General features: G+C 75.3%; 16 protein-coding genes and 2 pseudogenes. 11 read left to right on the top strand and 7 right to left on the bottom strand.

Features of this window, described 5'->3' with window-relative positions; translation table 11 throughout:
- Nucleotides 1-119: 119 nt before the first annotated feature.
- The 5 genes from AB0910_RS20180 to paaA are packed head-to-tail and all read right to left on the bottom strand — an operon-like array spanning nt 120 to nt 3,731.
- A complete protein-coding gene (locus AB0910_RS20180; RefSeq protein WP_366745961.1) occupies nt 120-1,163 on the bottom strand; it encodes a 2Fe-2S iron-sulfur cluster-binding protein in 1,044 nt (347 codons plus the stop codon).
- Complete coding sequence (gene paaD, locus AB0910_RS20175) at nt 1,164-1,679, bottom strand: 1,2-phenylacetyl-CoA epoxidase subunit PaaD (protein ID WP_366745960.1); 516 nt, start codon at nt 1,677-1,679, stop codon at nt 1,164-1,166. It lies immediately after the preceding gene.
- Nucleotides 1,676-2,377, bottom strand: a complete 702-nt coding sequence (gene paaC, locus AB0910_RS20170; RefSeq protein WP_366745959.1) for a 1,2-phenylacetyl-CoA epoxidase subunit PaaC — start codon at nt 2,375-2,377, stop codon at nt 1,676-1,678. Before paaC ends, paaD begins: the two co-directional genes overlap by 4 nt.
- The gene (gene paaB, locus AB0910_RS20165) at nt 2,374-2,664 is read right to left on the bottom strand and encodes a 1,2-phenylacetyl-CoA epoxidase subunit PaaB (protein ID WP_366745958.1); all 291 of its coding nucleotides are present in this window, start codon (nt 2,662-2,664) and stop codon (nt 2,374-2,376) included. Before paaB ends, paaC begins: the two co-directional genes overlap by 4 nt.
- Nucleotides 2,661-3,731, bottom strand: coding sequence for a 1,2-phenylacetyl-CoA epoxidase subunit PaaA (gene paaA / locus AB0910_RS20160; RefSeq protein WP_366745957.1), 1,071 nt, complete (start codon nt 3,729-3,731; stop codon nt 2,661-2,663). The genes paaB and paaA overlap by 4 nt, the downstream gene beginning before the upstream one ends.
- A 356-nt stretch (nt 3,732-4,087) precedes the next feature.
- On the opposite strand from paaA, the gene AB0910_RS20155 reads away from it, so the two are divergent.
- From AB0910_RS20155 to AB0910_RS20145, 3 genes are read left to right on the top strand one after another with little or no spacing between them, the layout of a single operon-like run.
- On the top strand, nt 4,088-4,792 hold the full coding sequence (locus AB0910_RS20155) for a DUF5819 family protein (RefSeq protein WP_366745956.1): 705 nt from the start codon (nt 4,088-4,090) through the stop codon (nt 4,790-4,792).
- Complete coding sequence (locus tag AB0910_RS20150) at nt 4,789-6,033, top strand: HTTM domain-containing protein (RefSeq protein ID WP_366745955.1); 1,245 nt, start codon at nt 4,789-4,791, stop codon at nt 6,031-6,033. The genes AB0910_RS20155 and AB0910_RS20150 overlap by 4 nt, the downstream gene beginning before the upstream one ends.
- Entirely contained in the window at nt 6,030-6,746 is a 717-nt protein-coding gene (locus AB0910_RS20145) for a TrmH family RNA methyltransferase (RefSeq protein ID WP_366745954.1), read from the top strand. The genes AB0910_RS20150 and AB0910_RS20145 overlap by 4 nt, the downstream gene beginning before the upstream one ends.
- A gap of 63 nt (nt 6,747-6,809) precedes the next feature.
- On the opposite strand, the gene paaN is transcribed toward AB0910_RS20145, so the two are convergent.
- Nucleotides 6,810-8,489, bottom strand: a complete 1,680-nt coding sequence (paaN, locus tag AB0910_RS20140) for a phenylacetic acid degradation protein PaaN (protein ID WP_366745953.1) — start codon at nt 8,487-8,489, stop codon at nt 6,810-6,812.
- Nucleotides 8,490-8,641: 152 nt separating this feature from the next.
- Between paaN and AB0910_RS20135 the strand changes: the two genes are divergently transcribed.
- The gene (locus AB0910_RS20135) at nt 8,642-10,156 is read left to right on the top strand and encodes a 3-hydroxyacyl-CoA dehydrogenase (protein ID WP_366745952.1); all 1,515 of its coding nucleotides are present in this window, start codon (nt 8,642-8,644) and stop codon (nt 10,154-10,156) included.
- Nucleotides 10,153-10,743 carry a TetR/AcrR family transcriptional regulator gene (locus AB0910_RS20130; protein WP_366745951.1) on the top strand — a complete coding sequence of 197 codons (591 nt, stop codon included), beginning with the start codon at nt 10,153-10,155 and terminating at the stop codon, nt 10,741-10,743. Before AB0910_RS20135 ends, AB0910_RS20130 begins: the two co-directional genes overlap by 4 nt.
- Nucleotides 10,744-10,786: 43 nt before the next feature.
- On the opposite strand, the gene AB0910_RS20125 is transcribed toward AB0910_RS20130, so the two are convergent.
- Nucleotides 10,787-11,290: an Lrp/AsnC family transcriptional regulator gene (locus AB0910_RS20125; RefSeq protein WP_366745950.1), complete on the bottom strand. Its 504-nt coding sequence runs from the start codon at nt 11,288-11,290 to the stop codon at nt 10,787-10,789.
- A 300-nt stretch (nt 11,291-11,590) separates the two neighbouring features.
- Here AB0910_RS20125 and pdhA point away from each other — a divergent pair, with 300 nt between their 5' ends.
- The 6 genes and pseudogenes from pdhA to AB0910_RS20095 all read left to right on the top strand — a co-directional run bounded on the left by pdhA (nt 11,591) and on the right by AB0910_RS20095 (nt 18,833).
- Nucleotides 11,591-12,712 (top strand): pyruvate dehydrogenase (acetyl-transferring) E1 component subunit alpha, encoded by a 1,122-nt coding sequence (gene pdhA, locus AB0910_RS20120; RefSeq protein ID WP_366746012.1) that lies wholly within the window; start codon nt 11,591-11,593, stop codon nt 12,710-12,712.
- Complete coding sequence (locus tag AB0910_RS20115) at nt 12,709-13,716, top strand: alpha-ketoacid dehydrogenase subunit beta (protein WP_366745949.1); 1,008 nt, start codon at nt 12,709-12,711, stop codon at nt 13,714-13,716. Before pdhA ends, AB0910_RS20115 begins: the two co-directional genes overlap by 4 nt.
- Entirely contained in the window at nt 13,713-15,290 is a 1,578-nt protein-coding gene (locus AB0910_RS20110) for a dihydrolipoamide acetyltransferase family protein (RefSeq protein WP_366745948.1), read from the top strand. The genes AB0910_RS20115 and AB0910_RS20110 overlap by 4 nt, the downstream gene beginning before the upstream one ends.
- A gap of 101 nt (nt 15,291-15,391) precedes the next feature.
- A pseudogene (locus AB0910_RS20105) lies at nt 15,392-15,832 on the top strand (molybdenum cofactor guanylyltransferase); the annotation flags it as partial.
- Nucleotides 15,833-16,038: 206 nt separating this feature from the next.
- Nucleotides 16,039-17,742 (top strand): annotated as a pseudogene (locus AB0910_RS20100) (molybdopterin-binding protein); the annotation flags it as partial.
- The gene (locus tag AB0910_RS20095) at nt 17,739-18,833 is read left to right on the top strand and encodes a potassium channel family protein (RefSeq protein WP_366745947.1); all 1,095 of its coding nucleotides are present in this window, start codon (nt 17,739-17,741) and stop codon (nt 18,831-18,833) included. The pseudogene AB0910_RS20100 and the gene AB0910_RS20095, both read left to right, overlap by 4 nt.
- Nucleotides 18,834-18,877: the final 44 nt, after the last annotated feature.

Below are 18,877 nucleotides of genomic sequence, written 5' to 3'. Positions count from 1 at the left end.
CCGACTCGGGCGTGCGGGGCCGGGCGGCCGTCCGTGACCGGGCGGCACCGGTCGGTCCGGCGTCCGTCACCGGGCGGCACCGGGCGATATCGGCCGGCTCGGCAGGGCGCGGTCGACTGCTAGCGGTCGAAGTCGAGTCGCACCTCCGGGGTGGCCGCGTGCGACTGGCACGCCAGGACGTAGCCCGCGTCGGTCTCCTCCGGCTCCAGGGCGAAGTTGCGGTCCATCGTGATCTCGCCGGAGACCAGGAAGGCCCGGCAGGTGCCGCAGACGCCGCCCCGGCACGCGTACGGCGCGTCCGCGCGGGCCCTGAGGACCGTTTCGAGGAGCGGCTCGCCGTCCCTGACCTGCCAGGTGCCCGAGCGGCCCGCCAGCGTCGCCGTGAGCAAGGAGCCCGCCGCGGGGGCCGCGGGCGCGGGCGCCTGGGCCGCCGCCTCGTCCACGTGGAAGATCTCCTGGTGGATGCGGGAGCGGTCGACGCCCAGGTCACGCAGCGCCCGGTCGGCGCCGGTGACCAGGCCGAGCGGCCCGCACAGGAACCAGCCGTCCACCTCGGCCACGGGCAGGACCGACGGCAGCAGCGCCGCGAGCCGCCGCCGGTCGAGCCGGCCGGCCGGCAGGCCCGCCTGCTGCTCCTCCCGCGAGACCACGGGGACCAGCTGGAAGCGGTCGGGGTAGCGGTCCTTGAGGTCGGCGACCTCGTCGAGGAACATCGTGGACGCCACCGTGCGGTCGCTGCGCACCAGGCAGAACCGCGCCCCGGGCTCCCGGGCGAGCAGCGTCGCCGCCATCGAGAGGACGGGGGTGATGCCGCTCCCCCCGACGACCGCGGCGAAGCGCCCCGGCCGCGGCTCCAGCACGAACCGGCCCGCCGGCTCCATCACGTCGACCGTGTCGCCCGCCGCGAGCTCCTTGAAGGCGTACGGGGAGAACGCGCCGCCCTCCACGAGCCGCACCCCCACCCGCAGCGCGCCGCCCGCGGGGGCGCAGACCGAGTACGTACGCCTGACCTCCCGGCCGTCCGGGTCCTGCCTGCGCAGGGCGACATGCTGGCCCGGCGCGTGCCGGAAGCGCTCGCGCAGCGCGGGCGGCACCTCGAAGGTGAGGGCCACCGCGTCGTCCGTGAGGCGTTCGACCGCGGCGACCCGGAGCGGATGGAACATCTACAACTCCTTGAAGTGGTCGAACGGCTCCCCGCACGCCGAGCAGCGGCGCAGCGCCTTGCACGCGGTGGAGGAGAACCGGCTGAGCAGCTCCGTGGCCGTGGAGCCGCAGTGCGGGCAGCGGATGGCGAGGGAGAGCGCCACGGCCCCGCCGGTGCCCTGCGGCCGCGGCGGCGCGATGCCCGCTTCTGCGAGCTTGCGCCTGCCCTCGTCGCTGATGTCGTCCGTCGACCAGGGCGGGGAGAGCACCGTGACCACGGCGACGTCCTGCTGGCCGTGCGCCCGCAGCGCCGCCTCGATGTCCTGCGACATCGTCTCGACGGCCGGGCAGCCCGTGTACGTCGGCGTCAGCTCGACCCGCACCGAGCGGTGGCCGCCGGGCCCGTAAGAGACCCGCAGGCCGCGCAGGACGCCGAGCTCCGCGAGGGAGACCACGGGGAGCTCGGGGTCGGGCACGGCGCCCGCGACCCGGCGCAGCTCGCGCTCCAGCGCCTCCTCTGCCCTGGTCGGGGTCACCACGACGCCCCCGGGTGGCTGCGGTGCAGGTGCTGCATCTCGGCGAGCATCCGGCCGAACGACTCGGTGTGCAGGCCCTCGCGGCCCGCGCCCGCGGCCCAGCCGCCCGAGCGCGGTCCCTCGGGGAGCGGCAGGGTGGCGCGCTCCAGCACGTCCCGAACAGTCGCGAGCCACTCGGCCTCCAGGGCCGCGGGGTCCGCTGCCACGCCCTCGACCGGCCGGAACAGCTCGCCGGTGAACCGCCACAGCGCCCCGCACGCCCGCCGCATGCGCTCATGGCTCTCCTCGGTGCCGTCGCCGAGCCTGAGCGTCCACTGCCGGGCGTGGTCGAGGTGGTACTCGACCTCCTTGGCCGCCTTCGCGGCGAGCGGGGCGAACGGGCCCTGCCCCGCGGCCAGTTCGCGGTAGAGCGGGAGCTGGTAGGCGGAGAAGTACAGCTGGCGGGCGATGGTGTGCGCGAAGTCGCCGTTGGGCTGCTCGACCAACTGGACGTTGCGGAAGGCGCGTTCCTCCCTGAGGTAGGCCAACTCGTCCTCGTCGCCCACCAGGGAGAGCAGCGACCTGGCCTGGCCGAGCAGGTCGAGCGCGATGTTGGCGAGGGCGACCTCCTCTTCGAGGACCGGGGCGCGGCCCGCCCACTCCCCCAGCCGGTGCGAGAGCACCAGCGCGTCGTCGCCCAGGGCGAGTGCGGCGCTCACAGGTGCTTCACCCCGTCCGGGATCTCGTAGAACGTCGGGTGGCGGTACGCCTTGTCGGCGGCCGGGTCGAAGAACGGGTCGCGCTCGTCGGGCGACGAGGCCGTGATCGCGGCGGACGGCACCACCCAGATCGACACGCCCTCGCCGCGGCGCGTGTACAGGTCGCGTGCGTTGCGCAGGGCGAGCTCCGCGTCCGGGGCGTGCAGGCTGCCCGCATGGGTGTGGGAGAGGCCGCGCCGCGCCCGCACGAAGACCTCCCACAGGGGCCACTCGCCCGGCCCGCTCATGCCGCCACCCCCGCCGCGTCCGCCGCGCGCTTCGCCGCGTGGGCCGCGGCCGCCTCCCGCACCCAGGCGCCCTCCTCGTGGGCCGTCCTGCGCCGGGTGATCCGCTCCTCGTTGCACGGGCCGTTGCCCTTGAGCACCTGCTGGAACTCGGCCCAGTCGATCGGTCCGCAGTCGTAGCCGCCCTTCTCCTCGTTCCACCTGAGGTCGGGGTCGGGCAGCGTGAGGCCGAGCGCCTCGGCCTGCGGCACGCAGATGTCCACGAAGCGCTGCCGCAGGTCGTCGTTGGAGAACCGCTTGATGCGCCAGGCCATGGACTGCGCGGAGTGGCCGGACTCGCCGTCCGGCGGGCCGAACATCATCAGCGAGGGCCACCACCAGCGGTCCACTGCGTCCTGCGCCATCGCGTGCTGCTCGGGGGTGCCCTTGCTCAGCGCCATCAGCAGCTCGAAGCCCTGGCGCTGGTGGAAGGACTCCTCCTTGCAGACGCGGACCATGGCGCGCGCGTACGGCCCGTAGGAGCAGCGGCACAGCGGCACCTGGTTGGTGATTGCGGCGCCGTCCACGAGCCAGCCGATCGCGCCGACGTCCGCCCAGGTCAGCGTGGGGTAGTTGAAGATCGACGAGTACTTCTGGCGGCCCGAGTGCAGCTTGTCGAGCAGCTCGTCCCTGCTGGTGCCGAGGGTCTCGGTGGCGCTGTAGAGATACAGGCCGTGGCCCACCTCGTCCTGGACCTTGGCCATCAAGATCGCCTTGCGCCGCAGGGAGGGGGCGCGGGTGATCCAGTTGGCCTCTGGCTGCATGCCGATGATCTCGGAGTGCGCGTGCTGCGCCATCTGGCGCACCAGCGTCGCGCGGTAGGCGTCCGGCATCCAGTCGCGCGGCTCGATGCGCTCCTCCGCGGCGACGGCGGCGTCGAAGGCCGCGAGCAGGGCGTCCTCACCGGGCTCGCCCGTCGCACCGCGCTCGGCGATCGCACGTGCCGCGCCGTCCGCGCTGCTCGCACCGCGTGTGCTGTCCGTACCGTCTGCGCTGCCCGCGCCGCCTGTGCCGCTCGCCACCGTCGCCATCCCGACTCCCTACCGACCGATCGTTCGGTTCCCGGACTTCAATGGTCGGTCGGCGGCCCGTAGGGTGTCAACCCTGTGGATAACTGGCTCGGCGCGGGGCGACGGATCGGGGCGGGATGAAGAGTTACGGGGACCCGGAGGGCCCGGGGGCCTGGGGGGACGGGGACGCCGCGGCCGGGTGGCGGGGGCCCGGCGCGCCGGGCGGTCCTGCCGCCCCCGGGGTGCGGGAGCCGCAGGGCGCACCGGCGCCCGCAGGGGCGCCGCAGGCCCAGGGCGCGCCCTCCGCGGGGGGCGGTCCTGGCAGGGGCCCGTGGCCGGGGGCCGGCATCGCTGGGCTGCCCCGCAGGTACCAGGTCGTGGCGGGCGTCGCAGCCGTCGCCGTGCTCGCCGTCGCCTGCACGCACCTGGCGATGGTCTTCTTCTACGTGGCCCCCGCCAACACGGTCTCCAAGGCGCACTCCCAGCTGATCAACCGCTGGGTGAACCCGGAGTTCGAGCAGAACTGGAAGCTGTTCGCGCCCAACCCGCTCCAGCAGAACATCCACGTCCAGGCGCGCGCCGAGGTCGTGGACGCCTCGGGCCGGCGCTCGGTCGGCGGCTGGCAGGACCTCTCGGCGCAGGACGGCGCCGCGATCCTGCACAACCCGCTGCCGAGCCACACCCAGCAGAACGAGCTGCGCAGGGCCTGGGACTACTTCACCCAGACCCATGACGACAAGGGGCGGCCGATCGGCAGCAGGGGCCGGCTCGCGGAGGCTTACCTGCGGCGGATCGTCGTGCTCCGCCTCGGCCGCGAGCACCTGACCGGCCGCGTCGCCCGCATCGAGGTCCGCTCGGCGACCACGGCGGTCGCGCCGCCGCCGTACGCCAAGGAGCGCGTCGACACCCGGACGTTCTACCGGACCTTCCCCTGGTGGGGCGTCGGTCCCTCCGACGTCCCCGACGGCGTGCCCGCGACGGTCGTCGTCGCCGGCCGCGCGGGGGCGGCGCACGGCACGGGTACGGCGAGCGGTACGGGCACGGGTACGGCGAGCGGCAGCGGTACGGAGGCGGCCAGGTGAGCACAGCGGAGCAGGGCCCCACGGCGGCGCCCCCGGCGCGCGGCGCCGCGTACACCGCCGTCGCGCGCGCCCTCCAGCGCGTCACCTCGACGTCCTTCGGCCCGTACCAGAGCGCGGTCATACGCATCGGCTTCGCCGGCACCTGGCTGGTCTTCCTGCTGCGCGAACTCCCCCACCGCGGCGAGTTGTACGGTCCCGGCGCGCCCTGGAGCTGGGACCTGGCGCGGCAGCTCATCGCGGGCAACAGCGCCTTCTCGGCGCTGATGTGGTCGGACAGCCGGGTCTGGTTCGAGACCGTCTACGCCGTCGCCGTCCTCTCCAGCCTGCTGCTGATGCTCGGCTGGCGGACCAGGACGCTCTCCGTGGTCTTCATGGTCGGCGTGCTCTCGCTGCAGAACCGCTCCGTCTTCCTCGGCGACGGCGGCGACAACGTCATCCACATCATGGCGGTCTACCTGGTCTTCACCCGCTGCGGGCAGGTCTGGTCGCTGGACGCGCGGCGCGCGGCGCGTGCGGCGCGGGACGGCGGCCCCGGTGCCCGGCCGCAGGACCGCACGGGCCCGGTCCTGTGGGCGGTGCTCGGCGCGGTGCTCGCCGTGGGCGCGGCCACGAGCCCCGGCCATGTGCAGCTGTGGACGCGGGTCCTGCTGTGGGGCGCCTGGGCCGTGCAGGGGCTGTGGTGGGCGGCGAACCGCTACGCGCCGGGCAGCCACGAGCGCACCCTGCTCGACGTCTTCGCGCACCTCCTGCACAACGCGGCGCTCGTCGTGATCGCCGTGGAGGTCTGCCTCATCTACTCCACCGCGGGCTGGTACAAGATCCAGGGCACCCGGTGGGAGGACGGCACCGCGCTGTTCTACCCGCTCAAGCTGGACTACTTCACCCCGTGGCCCTGGCTGTCCGGGCTGCTCGCCGCGAGCAGCCTCTTCGTCCTGGTCTTCACCTACGGCACGGTGATGGTGCAGATCGCCTTCCCCTTCACGCTGTTCAACCGGCGGGTCAAGAACGTCCTGCTGGTGGGGATGATGCTGGAGCACGCGGGCATCGCCGTGCTGCTCGGGCTGCCGTTCTTCTCCCTGGCGATGATCACGGCGGACGCGGTCTTCCTGCCGACCGGCTTCCTCCTGTGGCTGGGCGCCCGGGCCGCCGCGGGCCGCGCCCGGCTGCGCGGGCGCCGGGGCGGCGGCCTGCCCGGCCAGCGGCGCGAGGCCGGTGACCAGACCCGTACCCTCGTCGGATGAGCAGCGAGAGACCGCCGGCGGCGCCCGCCCCGCACGACGATCCCCCTCCGGGCGTGGCCGCCGAGCCGCTCCAGTACGACGAGGGATTCGGGCCCGTGGTCGGCGTGGGGCCGCACCCCGGGCCCTGGCCGCGCGGCGAGCGCTACGACCCCGAGCTGCTGGCCCACGGCGACCGGCGCAATGTCGCCGACCGGTACCGCTACTGGCGCAGGGAGGCCATCGTCGCCGAGCTCGACACGCGCCGCCACGCCTTCCACGTGGCGGTGGAGAACTGGGGCCACGACTTCAACATCGGCTCCGTCGTGCGGACCGCCAACGCCTTCCTCGCGCGGGAGGTGCACATCGTCGGACGGCGCAGGTGGAACCGGCGCGGCGCCATGGTGACCGACCGCTACCAGCATGTGCGCCACCACCAGGACACGGCCGCGCTGACCGCGTGGGCCGCGGCCGAGGGGCTGCCCGTCATCGGCATCGACAACCTGCCGGGCGCCGTGCCGCTGGAACGCACCGAGCTGCCGCGCCGCTGCGTGCTCCTCTTCGGGCAGGAGGGCCCCGGGCTCACCGAGGAGGCGCGCGAGCACGCCCTGATGGTCTGCTCGATCGCGCAGTTCGGCTCGACGCGCTCGATCAACGCGGGGGCCGCCGCGGCCATCGCCATGCACGCCTGGGTCCAGCGCCACGCGGAGATCCCGGCGGCCCCGCCGCCCCGCTGACCCGCGGTGGCGCCGGGGCGGCCGGGTGCGGCCGCGACCTGAGCGGCCCGGCGGCCCGGCGGCTCACGCCGGGCGGCGCACCTCCACCGTGCGGAAGCGGTCGGCCACGAACGCCGCGTCGCACAGCGCCGCGTTGGCCGCGGGGTTGCCGCCCGAGCCGTGAAAGTCGGAGAACGCGGCCGTCTGGTTCACGAACACGCCGCCGGTCAGATTGAGCGAGAGCTGCGCCGCCTCGTCGAGGCAGACCTCCTCGACCGCCGCCTCGACCTCGGGGGATGTCGTGTAGGCGCCGACCGTCATGGCGCCGTGCTCGCGGACCGTGCGGCGCAGCAGCTCCAGCGCGCCGGCGGTCGAGTCGACGGCGACCGCGAAGGACACGGGCCCGAAGCACTCGGCCAGGTAGGGCGCGTCCGACCCGGCCCCGCCGTCCGCCTTCACGATCAGCGGTGTGCGCACCACCGCGTCGGGCCACTCCGGATTGCGCACCTCGCGGGAGGCGAGCGCGACCTCGCCGAGCTCGGCCGCGGCCTCGATGCGCGCCTTCACGTCCGGGTTGACCAGGGCGCCGAGCAGCGCGCTCGCCCGCGCGTCGTCGCCGAGGAGCGTGTCCACGGCGGCCGCGAGGTCCGCCACGACCTCGTCGTACGTCCGGTGTCCGTCCTCCGTGCCGATGCCGTCGCGCGGGATGAGCAGATTCTGCGGGGTGGTGCACATCTGGCCGCTGTAGAGGGAGAGCGAGAAGGCCAGATTGCCGAGCATGCCCCGGTAGTCGCCGGTCGAGTCGATCACGACGGTGTTCACGCCGGCCTTCTCCGTGTACACCCGCGCCTGCCGGGCGTGCTCCTCCAGCCAGTCGCCGAACGCCGTCGAGCCCGTGTAGTCGACGATCCGGACCTCGGGGCGCACCGCGAGCTCCTTGGCGAGGCCCTCGCCGGGCCGCTCCACCGCGAGCGCCACCAGATTCGGGTCGAAGCCGGTCTCCGCGAGGACCTCGCGGGCGGTCCGCACCGTCAGCGCGAGCGGCAGCACCGCGCGCGGATGCGGCTTGACCAGCACCGCGTTGCCGGTGGCCAGCGAGGCGAACAGGCCGGGATAGCCGTTCCACGTGGGGAAGGTGTTGCACCCGACGAGCAGCGAGACGCCGCGCGGCACCGCCGTGAACGTCTTGCGCATCTCCAGCGGGTCGCGCCTGCCCTGCGGCTTCGACCAGTCGGCGCGCTCCGGCACCCGGGTCTGCTCCGCGTACGCGTACGCCACCGCTTCGAGGCCGCGGTCCTGGGCATGGGCCCCGCCCGCCTGGAGCGCCATGACGAACGCCTGCCCGCTGGTGTGCATCACCGCGTGCGCGAACTCGTGGGTGCGCGCGGAGATCCGCGCCAGGATCTCCAGGCAGACCAGCGCCCTGGCCTCGGGGCCCGCCGCGCGCCAGGCCCCCATGCCGGCGCGCACGGCAGGCAGCAGCACCTCGATGTCCGCGTGCGGGTACTCGATGCCGAGCGCGGGGCCGTACGGCGAGGTCTCCGCGCCCGTCCAGCCGTCGGTGCCCGGCTGGTCGAGCGGGAAGCGCCCGCCGCGCAGCGCCTCGAAGGCGGCGAGCCCGTCCGCCGGCGCGGTCTCCCCGTACGCCTTGGGGTGCTCGGGGTGGGGCGACCAGTAGGCGCGGGTGCGGATCGCGTCGAGCGCCTGGTCGAGCACGGCCCTGCGGGTCTCGGCCAGCTTCTGGAGGCTGAGCTGCGCGGTCATGGTGGGGACCAACTCCTCATCGAGCCGGGGCGGGCGGACGGTCCGCGAAGCCCGGGACACGTGTGCGCGGACAGGGTTACAGTAACCGAACGATCGGTCGGTTCAACAGGGCCGGACGGGTCTGTGGAAAACCCCGAGGGAGGATGGCGTCCATGGCAGCACTCGCGTTCAGCAGCCCCGTCGCGGTCGTCGGCACCGGCACCATGGGCCGGGGCATCGCCCAGGTCGCCCTGGTCGCAGGGCACCCCGTACGCCTCTACGACGCGGCGCCGGGCCGCGCGGGCGAGGCGGCGGACGAGCTGGCCGCGCGGCTCGCACGACTGGTCGAGAAGGGGCGGCTCGGCGAGCGGGACTCGGCGGCCGCGCTGGAGCGGCTGACGGCCGTGGCCGACCTCGCCGAGCTGGCAGGCTGCGGGCTCGTGGTGGAGGCCGTCGCCGAGGACGCGGCGGTCAAGCGCGAGCTGTTCGCCGCCGTGGAGAAGGCCGTCGCCGACGACTGCCTCCTCGCCACCAACACCTCGTCCCTCTCCGTCACCGAGATCGCCGCCGCGCTGCGGCTGCCGGGGCGCTTCGTGGGGCTGCACTTCTTCAACCCGGCGCCGCTGCTCCCGCTGGTCGAGGTCGTCAGCGGCTTCGCCACGGACCGGGAGACCGCGGAGCTGGCGCACGGGACGGCGCGCGCCTGGGGCAAGACGCCGGTGCGCTGCGCCGACACCCCCGGCTTCGTCGTCAACCGCGTCGCCCGCCCCTTCTACGCCGAGGCGCTGCGGGTGTACGAGGAGCGCGCGGCTGACCCCGCGACGCTCGACGCGGTGCTGCGCGAGTCGGGGGGCTTCCGCATGGGCCCCTTCGAACTGACCGACCTGATCGGCCAGGACGTCAACGAGGCGGTGACCCGCTCCGTCTGGGACGCCTTCAACGGCGACCCCCGCTTCACGCCGTCGCTCGCCCAGCGCAGGCTGGTGCAGTCGGGCCGCCTCGGCCGCAAGACCGGGCACGGCTGGTATCCGTACGGACCCGGCGCGGTGCGCCCCGAGCCGCGCACCGAGGAGCCCTGCGGGGCGCCCGCGGAGATCACCGTCGTCGGCGGCCTCGGACCCGCTTCCGCCCTGCCTGAGCTGTTCGGCGAAGTGGGCGTCGCGGTCCGCACGGAGCCCGGGGGCGCGGGGACGGGCCCCGGCTTCCTCGCGCTGCCCGGCGGAGCGCGCCTGCTGCTCGCCGACGGGCGTCCTTCGGAGGCGCGCGGCGTCCCGAGCGTCGCGTTCGACCTGGCCCTCGACTACCGGACCTGCGCGCGCGTCGCGCTCGCCCCTTCGGCCGACGCGCCCGACGCGGACGTGCGCGCCGCCGTGGGCCTCTTCCAGCTGGCCGGCAAGGAGGTCAGCGTCATCGGCGACGTCCCCGGGATGGTCGTCGCGCGCACGGTCGCGCTCCTCGCCGACCTCGCACTCGACGCCGCGGCGCGCGGCGTCGCCACACAGGAGGACATCGACACCGCCATGAAACTCGGCGTGAACTACCCCGCGGGCCCCGGCGAGTGGACGCGCGCGGTCGGCCCCCGCTGGATCCTCGGGGTGCTCGAAGGGCTGGCGTCCGCGTATCCGGGCGGGCGCTACGCGCCCTCCCGCGCCCTGGCGCGCGCCGCGGCGGCGGAGGCACGCCGATGAGCACGCCGAGGCGCGACACGTACACGCCGGAGACGCTGCTGTCCGTCGCCGTCGGCGTCTTCAACGAGCGCGGCTACGACGGCACCTCGATGGAGCACCTCTCCAAGGCCGCGGGCATCTCGAAGTCGTCCATCTACCACCACGTCGTCGGCAAGGAGGAGCTGCTGCGGCGGGCCGTGAGCCGGGCGCTCGACGGGCTGTTCCGCATCCTCGACGAGGAGGGCGCGGGCCGGGGCAGCGCGCTGGCGCGCGTCGAGTACGTGACGCGGCGCATGGTCGAGGTGCTGACGGCCGAGCTGCCGTACGTGACGCTGCTGCTGCGGGTGCGGGGCAACACCCGGGCCGAGCGGTGGGCGATGGAGCGGCGGCGCGAGTTCGACCAGCGGGTCGCCGAGCTGCTGAAGGCGGCCGTCGCCGAGGGCGACCTGCGGGCCGACGTGGACACCCGGCTCGCGACCCGGCTGGTCTTCGGCATGGTCAACTCGCTGGTCGAGTGGTACCGCCCGCAGCCGGGCGGCTACGACCGCGACCAGGTGGCCGACACCGTCGTACGCCTCGCCTTCGACGGGCTGCGGGCGCGCGGCTGAGGGGCCCGACCCGGCCGGAGCCGGCGCCGGGCCGCGCGGCCCGTCACTCCGGCAGCGGCGTCCCCGGGCTCAGGTCGGTCTCCTCGAAGACCAGCAGGGTGCGGGTGGAGAGCACCTCCGGGATGGCCTGGAGGCGGGTGAGCACCAGCTCGCGCAGCGTCCTGTTGTCGGGCGTGTGGACCAGCAGCAGCACGTCGAAGTCGCCGCCGACGAGGGCGATGTGCGCGGCGCCCGGCAGCTCCTCAAGCTGCCCGCGCACGGTGCGCCAGGAGTTCTGCACGATCTTCAGGGTGATGTAGGCGGACGTCCCCTGCCCGGCCCGCTCGTGGTCGACGCTCGTGGTGAAGCCCCGGATCACGCCGTCCTCGACGAGCCGGTTGATCCGCGCGTACGCGTTGGCGCGCGAGACGTGCACCCGCTCGGCCACGGAGCGCACCGACGCGCGGCCGTCCGCCTGGAGGATGTGCAGGATCGCGCGGTCCACCGGTTCGAGCGGGCGGGCCGCTGCGGTGCGCCGCACGGCCTCCTCGCCCGGATCCTCGGCCATTTGTTCAGTCCCCCTGCCTTCCCGCCTCGGCGCCGTGGACGACCTGCGTCCATCACAGGCCCCGCCGAACCGTTTGTCCACAGGATGGCGGCCCGTGTAGCCAAAATGCCCCGGCGACCGAACAATCGGTAGGTGAGGGCCGTCACACACCGACGGCTCCGCAGCCCGCAGCCACGAGCCGTACGGGCACCGCAGCAGGACGCATGAGGAGGGGCACGCGTGAAAAAGAGCAGTACGCCGGTCCGGGACCCCGCGGCGCGCAGGGCGCCCGCGGACACCACCGCCAGCGGCTCCGCGGGGCTGCCCGCCGCCCCCGCCTGGCGGGTGCGCAGGGACCCCGCGCCCCTGCTGCCCGACGAGCGGCCGCTGCGCGTGCTCGGCACCGCCGCCGAGGCGGCCGCCGACCCCGCGCTGCTGCTGCGCCTCTACGACGGCCTGGTGCGCGGCCGCAGGTTCAACACGCAGGCCACGGTCCTCACCCGGCAGGGCAGGCTCGCCGTCTACCCGTCGAGCACGGGCCAGGAGGCGTGCCAGGTCGCCGCGGCCTCCGTACTCGCCGAGCGCGACTGGCTGTTCCCCAGCTACCGCGACTCGCTGGCCGTGGTCGCCCGCGGCGTGGACCCGGTGGAGGCGCTGACGCTGCTGCGCGGCGACCGCCACACCGGCTACGACCCGTACCGCTACCGCGTGGCACCGCTGTCCACCCCGCTCGCCACCCAGCTCCCGCACGCGGTCGGGCTCGCCCACGCGGCCCGCCTCAAGGGCGACGACGTGGTGGCGCTCGCCCTGGTCGGCGACGGCGGGACCAGCGAGGGCGACTTCCACGAGGCGATGAACTTCGCCGCGGTCTGGCAGGCGCCCGTCGTCTTTTTCGTGCAGAACAACGGCTTCGCGATCTCCGTGCCGCTCGCCAAGCAGAGCGCGGCGCCGACCCTCGCGCACAAGGCAGTCGGCTACGGGATGCCGGGCCGCCTGGTCGACGGCAACGACGTCGCCGCCGTGCACACGGTGCTCGCCGAGGCCGTCGACCGGGCACGCGGCGGCGGCGGGCCGACGCTCGTGGAGGCCGTGACGTACCGGATCGACGCCCACACCAACGCCGACGACGCGACGCGCTACCGCGCCGAAGACGAGGTCGCCGCCTGGCGCGCCTACGACCCGGTGCTGCTGCTCGAAGCCGCCCTGCGCGCCCGCGGCCTGCTCGACGACGCGGCGGCCGAGCGCGTCGCGCGCGGCGCCGAGGAGCTGGCGGCCGGGCTGCGCGACCGGATGAACGCGGAGCCCGCGCTCGACCCGATGGACCTGTTCGGCCAGGTGTACGCGGAGCGCACCACCCAGCTCGCCGAGCAGGCCGAGCGGCTGCGCGCCGAGCTGGACGCGGCAGCCGGGGCCGACGCGCCGGAGCCGGAGGGCACCCGATGACCACGGTCGCCGCCAGGTCCGCCACGATGGCGCAGGCCCTCCAGCGGGCGCTGCGGGACGCCATGGCCGAGGACCCGGCGGTCCATGTCCTCGGCGAGGACGTCGGGTCGCTCGGCGGGGTCTTCCGGGTCACCGACGGCCTCGCCGCGGAGTTCGGCGACGAGCGGTGCACGGACACCCCGCTCGCCGAGGCCGGCATCCTCGGCACGGCGGTCGGCATGGCCATGTACGGGCTGCGGCCGGTGGTCGAGATGCAGTTCGACGCCTTCGCCTACCCGTCGTTCGAGCAGCTCGTGAGCCACGTCGCCAAGATGCGCAACCGCACGGGCGGCGCGGTGCCGATGCCGCTGACGGTGCGCATCCCCTACGGCGGCGGCATCGGAGGCGTGGAGCACCACAGCGACTCCTCGGAGGCGTACTACATGGCGACCCCCGGGCTGCACGTGGTCACGCCCGCGACGGTCGAGGACGCCTACGGCCTGCTGCGCGCGGCCATCGCCTCCGACGACCCCGTGGTCTTCCTCGAACCGAAGCGGCTCTACTGGTCGAAGGCGCCCTGGTCGCCCGAGGCGCCGCCGGCCGTGGAGCCGATCGGCCGGGCCGTCGTGCGGCGCCCCGGCACGAGCGCCACGCTGATCACCTACGGGCCGAGCCTGCCGGTGTGCCTCGAAGCGGCTCAGGCCGCGCGCGAGGAGGGCTGGGACCTGGAGGTGGTCGACCTCAGGTCGCTGGTGCCGTTCGACGACGAGACGGTCGCGCGGTCGGTGCGGCGCACGGGACGCGCGGTGGTCGTCCACGAGGCGGTCGGCTTCGGCGGCCCCGGCGGCGAGATCGCGGCGCGGATCACCGAGCGCTGCTTCCACCACCTGGAGGCGCCGGTGCTGCGGGTGGCGGGATTCGACATCCCCTATCCGCCGCCGATGCAGGAAAGGCACCATCTTCCTGGAGTGGACCGGGTGCTGGACGCGGTCGCGCGGCTCCAGTGGGAGGCGGAGAGCCGATGAGCGAGGTACGGGAGTTCAGGCTGCCCGACCTCGGCGAGGGACTGACCGAGGCGGAGATCGTGGGCTGGCTCGTCGCGGTGGGCGACGTGGTCGCCGTAGACCAGCCGGTGGTGGAGGTCGAGACCGCGAAGGCACGGGTGGAGGTGCCCTGCCCGTACGGCGGGGTGGTGACGGCCCGCTTCGGCGAGGAGGGCACGGAACTCCCGGTCGGCGCGCCCCTGATGACGGTCGCGGTCGGTGACCCGGCCGCTCCGGAGGGCGCGTCCCCCGCCGAGGCGGGCGCGGGCGCCACGTCGGGGAACGTGCTGGTCGGATACGGCACGGCGCCGCCCGCCACCCGCCGCCGCAGGGTCGCCCCGCGGGGTCTCCTCGACGGCGCGGGCCCCGGTGCGGCAGGCGGGCGGTCCGGGCAGCGCCCGGAGCGTGAAGGACACGCCGCCTTCGACGGGAACGGGCGGCCGGGGGCCGGGAACGGTTCGGGGCCCGGCCGCCGCGGCTCCGGAGCAGCCGGGCACGAGCCCGGTACGGACGGGACCGGGGCGGACGGCGCCGAGCCGGATGCCTCAGGGCCGGACGGCGCCGAGCGGAGTGGCTTCAGCGTCGGTGCGGACGGGCACGGTGCCGGGGCGGGGTACGGCGCGCGGGTGGGCGCGGGGCCTGTGCCCGTGGTGTCGCCGCTCGTGCGGCGGCTCGCCCGGCAGCACGGGCTCGATCTGCGGCAGCTCGACGGCTCGGGTCGCGAGGGGCTGATACTCCGCGTCGACGTGGAGCGGGCGATCGAGCGGGCTGCCGGGGGCGCCGCGCAGGCTCCGGCGGCGGACTCCGCCGCCGGCCGGGACGTGGCGGCGGAGACGGCGCGCGAGGGGGCCACGGCGGTGCCCGACGGTGCCGTGCGGGTGCCGCTGCGGGGCGTGCGGGGCGCGGTCGCGGAGAAGCTGTCCCGCAGCAGGCGCGAGATCCCCGAGGCCACCTGCTGGGTCGACGCGGACGCCACCGAACTGCTCGCGGCCCGCGCCGCGATGAACGCGGCGGGCGGCCGGAAGATCTCCGTACTCGCGCTGTTCGCCCGGATCTGCACGGCCGCGCTCGACCGCTTCCCCGAGCTGAACGCCACGGTCGACCAGGCGGCCAGGGAGATCGTCCGACTGCCCGCGGTCCACCTCGGCTTCGCCGCGCAGACCGACCGCGGCCTCGTCGTGCCCGTCGTACGGGAAGCGCAGGCGCGCTCCGCCGAGTCGCTCACTGAGGAGTTCGCGCGCCTCACCGGCCTGGCGAGGGAGGGCGCGCTGACGCCGATGGACCTGACGGGCGGGACGTTCACGCTCAACAACTACGGCGTGTTCGGCGTGGACGGGTCCACCCCGATCATCAACCACCCGGAGGCCGCCATGCTCGGCGTCGGCAGGATCGCGCCCAAGCCGTGGGTGCACCAGGGCGAGCTCGCGGTGCGGCAGGTCGTGCAGCTCTCCCTGACGTTCGACCACCGGGTCTGCGACGGGGGCGTCGCGGGCGGCTTCCTGCGGTACGTGGCGGACTGCGTGGAGCAGCCCGCCGTGCTGCTGCGCACGCTCTGAAGCGCCGCGGCCCGCGCGGCCCGGTCGCCCGGAGCCGCGCGGGCCGGGGGAGCGCGCACCCGGCGTGCGTGGGGCGGTCGGCCACGGACGATACTTCAGCCATGGAAGCCGCGAGCCACGCCCACGCCGCCCGCGCGCCGCGGCCGGCGCCCGGCTACGACGCCGTGGTGCTCGCGGGCGGCGCGGCCAGGCGCCTCGGCGGCGCCGACAAGCCGGGCGTGCGCGTCGGCGGCCGCACCCTCATCGACCGGGTGCTCGCTGCCTGCGCGGACGCCGGGCGCACGGTCGTCGTGGGTGGCAGGCGGCCCACCGCGCGGCCGGTCCAGTGGACGCGGGAGCAGCCGCCGGGCGGCGGGCCCGTGGCCGCGCTCGGCGCGGGCGTGCGCGAGGTCGCGGCGGATACCGTCGTGGTGCTCTCCGCCGACCTGCCGTTCCTTGACACCGAGGCCGTGCGCCGCCTGCGGGAGGGGCTCGCGGCGGGCCCGGCTGAGGCCGCGTTCCTCGTCGACGCCGACGGCCGCGACCAGCCGCTGGTCGCCGCCTACCGCACCGAGCCGCTGCGCCGGGGCCTCGGCCTGCTCGCCGCCGAGTACGGCGGCCTCGCGGGCCTGCCGCTGCGCCTGCTCGCGCACGAACTCGACCTTGTCCGGGTGGATTCCGGTCCCCTCGCCGCCTTCGACTGCGACACCTGGGACGACATCTCCACAGCCCGGACGCGCATCAGGGAGCATGGGACCGTGTTGGACGAATGGATCACCGCAGTCAAGGACGAGCTCGGCATCGAGCTGGACGTCGACACCACACTGCTCCTGGACCTGGCGAGCGACGCCGCGCACGGCGTCGCACGGCCGGCGGCCCCGCTGACGACCTTCCTGGTCGGCTACGCGGCGGCCCGCGCCTCCGGGCAGGGCGAGCAGGCGGTCGCCGAGGCGGCTGCCAAGGCGTCGGCGCTCGCCCGCCGTTGGGAAGAGGAGGGGGCGGGCGGCCCCGGGCCGGACGCCGGATGACCACGCGGAACAGGGCGGCCGAGGGCGCCCGCGGCGCCCGCGGCGGCGAGGGCCGCCCCGGCGGCACGAACGGCGCAGGCGCCGCGCGCGTCGGCGGGTCCGGCCCGGCCGACGGGCCGGGGGGCTCGGGCAGGGACGGCGGCGCGGACGCGGACGGCGGGCCCGACGGCTTCGACGACGCCCTCGCGCTGGTCAGGGAGTTGCCGGCGCGCGGCTCTTCCGACGCGCCCGCACACCCGCACCGCCCGGTCTCCTGGGCCGAGGCGCGTGCGCGCGCGGCGCGTGCGGGCCGGGCGGCCCGTGGCGCCCGCTCCCACCGGGTGCCGGGCGGCCGCGCTCTCGGCGAGGCCCTCGCGGAGCCGCTGACCGCCCTCACCGACCTGCCCTCCTTCGACACCTCGGCCATGGACGGCTGGGCCGTCTCGGGCCCCGGCCCCTGGACGGTCCCGGCCGAGGGGTCGGTGCTCGCGGGGCGCGCCCACCCGGGCCGCCTCGCGGACGGCACGGCCGTACGGATCGCGACCGGCGCGCGCGTGCCCGCCGAGGCCACCGCCGTCATCCGCAGCGAGCACGCGCGCACCGACGAGGCCGGGCGGCTCCACGCGGAGCAGCGCGTCACCCAGGGCCAGGACATCAGGCCCCGGGGTCAGGAGTGCCGCGCGGGCGACCAACTGCTGGCCGCGGGCGCCACGGTCACGCCCGCCGTGCTCGGCCTCGCCGCGGCGGCCGGGTACGACACCCTGCACACCGTGCCGCGCCCGAGCGTCGAGGTGCTGGTGCTCGGCGACGAACTCCTGACGGAGGGGCTCCCGCACGACGGCCTGATCCGGGACGCGCTCGGGCCGATGGTCGCGCCCTGGCTGCGCTCGTTGGGCGCCGAGGTGCTCGCCACGCACCGGATCCGCGACGACGCCGACACCCTGCACGCCGCGATCACCGCGTCACGGGCCGACCTGATCGTCACCACCGGCGGCACCGCCGGGGGCCCCGTCGACCATGTGCACCCGGTGCTGCGCGCGGCGGGCGCCGCGCTGCTGGTGGACGGGGTCGCCGTGCGCCCCGGCCATCCGATGCTGCTGGCGGAGCTGGACGCGGGGCGCCATCTGGTCGGGCTGCCCGGCAACCCGCTGGCCGCCGTGTCCGGGCTCCTCACGCTCGTCGAACCGCTGCTGCGCGAGCTCGCGGGGCGCCGCGCGCTCGCGCCGTACCATGCGCCGGTCGGAGAGGACCTGCGCGGGCATCCGCACCACACCCGCCTGGTGCCGTTCGTGCACCGGGACGACGTGCTGGAGCCGGTGCACTTCAACGGCCCGGCGATGCTCCGGGGCATCGCGATCGCGGACGGACTCGCGGTGGTGCCCCCCGGCGGCGTGGATCCGGGAGAACTGCTCGAAGTGCTCGACCTGCCGTGGACGGCGCCGGTCGAGGGAGGGTGTTTCACGTGAAACTTCCCGGCCATGACGCCATAGCGCGCAACGCCGAAGAACATCTGATCAGCGCCCGGGTGAGCCTGCCGCGGAGGACGGTCCAGGGGCCCCTGCGGCAGGTGCTGCGCCGGCTGGCCATGGCGCTCGCCGTGCTGTTCCTGACGGTCCTGATCGTCTGGATCGACCGGAGCGGCTACCACGACAACGCCGACGGCGCCGTGGACTTCCTTGACGCCGTCTACTACTCCACCGTGACGCTCTCCACCACGGGATACGGTGACATCGTCCCGTACAGCGACGGTGCGCGGCTGGCGAACGTGCTGCTCGTGACGCCGCTGCGCGTGCTGTTCCTGATCATCCTGGTCGGCACGACTCTCGAGGTCCTCACGGAACGCACCCGGGAGGAGTGGCGGCAGAACCGCTGGAGGTCCACCTTGCGCGACCACACCGTGGTCATCGGCTACGGCACCAAGGGCAGGTCGGCGGCGCAGACGCTGTGCGCCACCGGGCTGCGCAAGGAGCAGCTCGTCATCGTCGACCCGTCGGGCAAGGTGATCGAGGCGGCCAACGCGGAGGGCCTCACGGGCGTCATCGGCGACGCGACCCGCAGCGACGTGCTGGTACGGGCGGAGGTCCAGCGCGCCCGGCAGATCGTCATCGCCACGCAGCGCGACGACACCGCGGTCCTGGTGACGCTGACCGCCCGCCAGCTGAACAAGAAGGCGAAGATCGTCACCGCGGTCCGCGAGGAGGAGAACGCGCCGCTGCTGCGCCAGTCGGGCGCCGACTCGGTGATCACCAGCGCCAGCGCCGCCGGGCGGATGCTCGGCCTCTCCGTGCTCAGCCCCTGGGCGGGCACCGTGATGGACGATCTGATCCAGCAGGGCAGCGGGCTCGACATGGTCGAGCGGCCGGTGACCAAGGCCGAGGTGGGCCGGGGCGTGCGCGAGACGGACGACCTGGTCGTCAGCGTGGTCCGGGGCCACCGCCTGCTCGGCTACGACGACCCCGAGGCGAGCCCGCTCCAGCCCACCGACCGGGTGATCTCCATCGTCCGCGCCCGCACCGAGCCCCCCCTCGGCCCGGGCAAGGGCATCTCGCTCACCTAGCCGGTGTCGCCGCCACCGCCCCGTCCGGGGCGGTGGCGGCGCGG

The organism is Streptomyces sp. NPDC047002 (assembly GCF_040704505.1).
Classification (GTDB): Bacteria; Actinomycetota; Actinomycetes; order Streptomycetales; family Streptomycetaceae; genus Streptomyces.
Note: the sequence above shows the minus strand (reverse complement) of the source record. Positions and strands in the feature narration are given on the sequence as shown.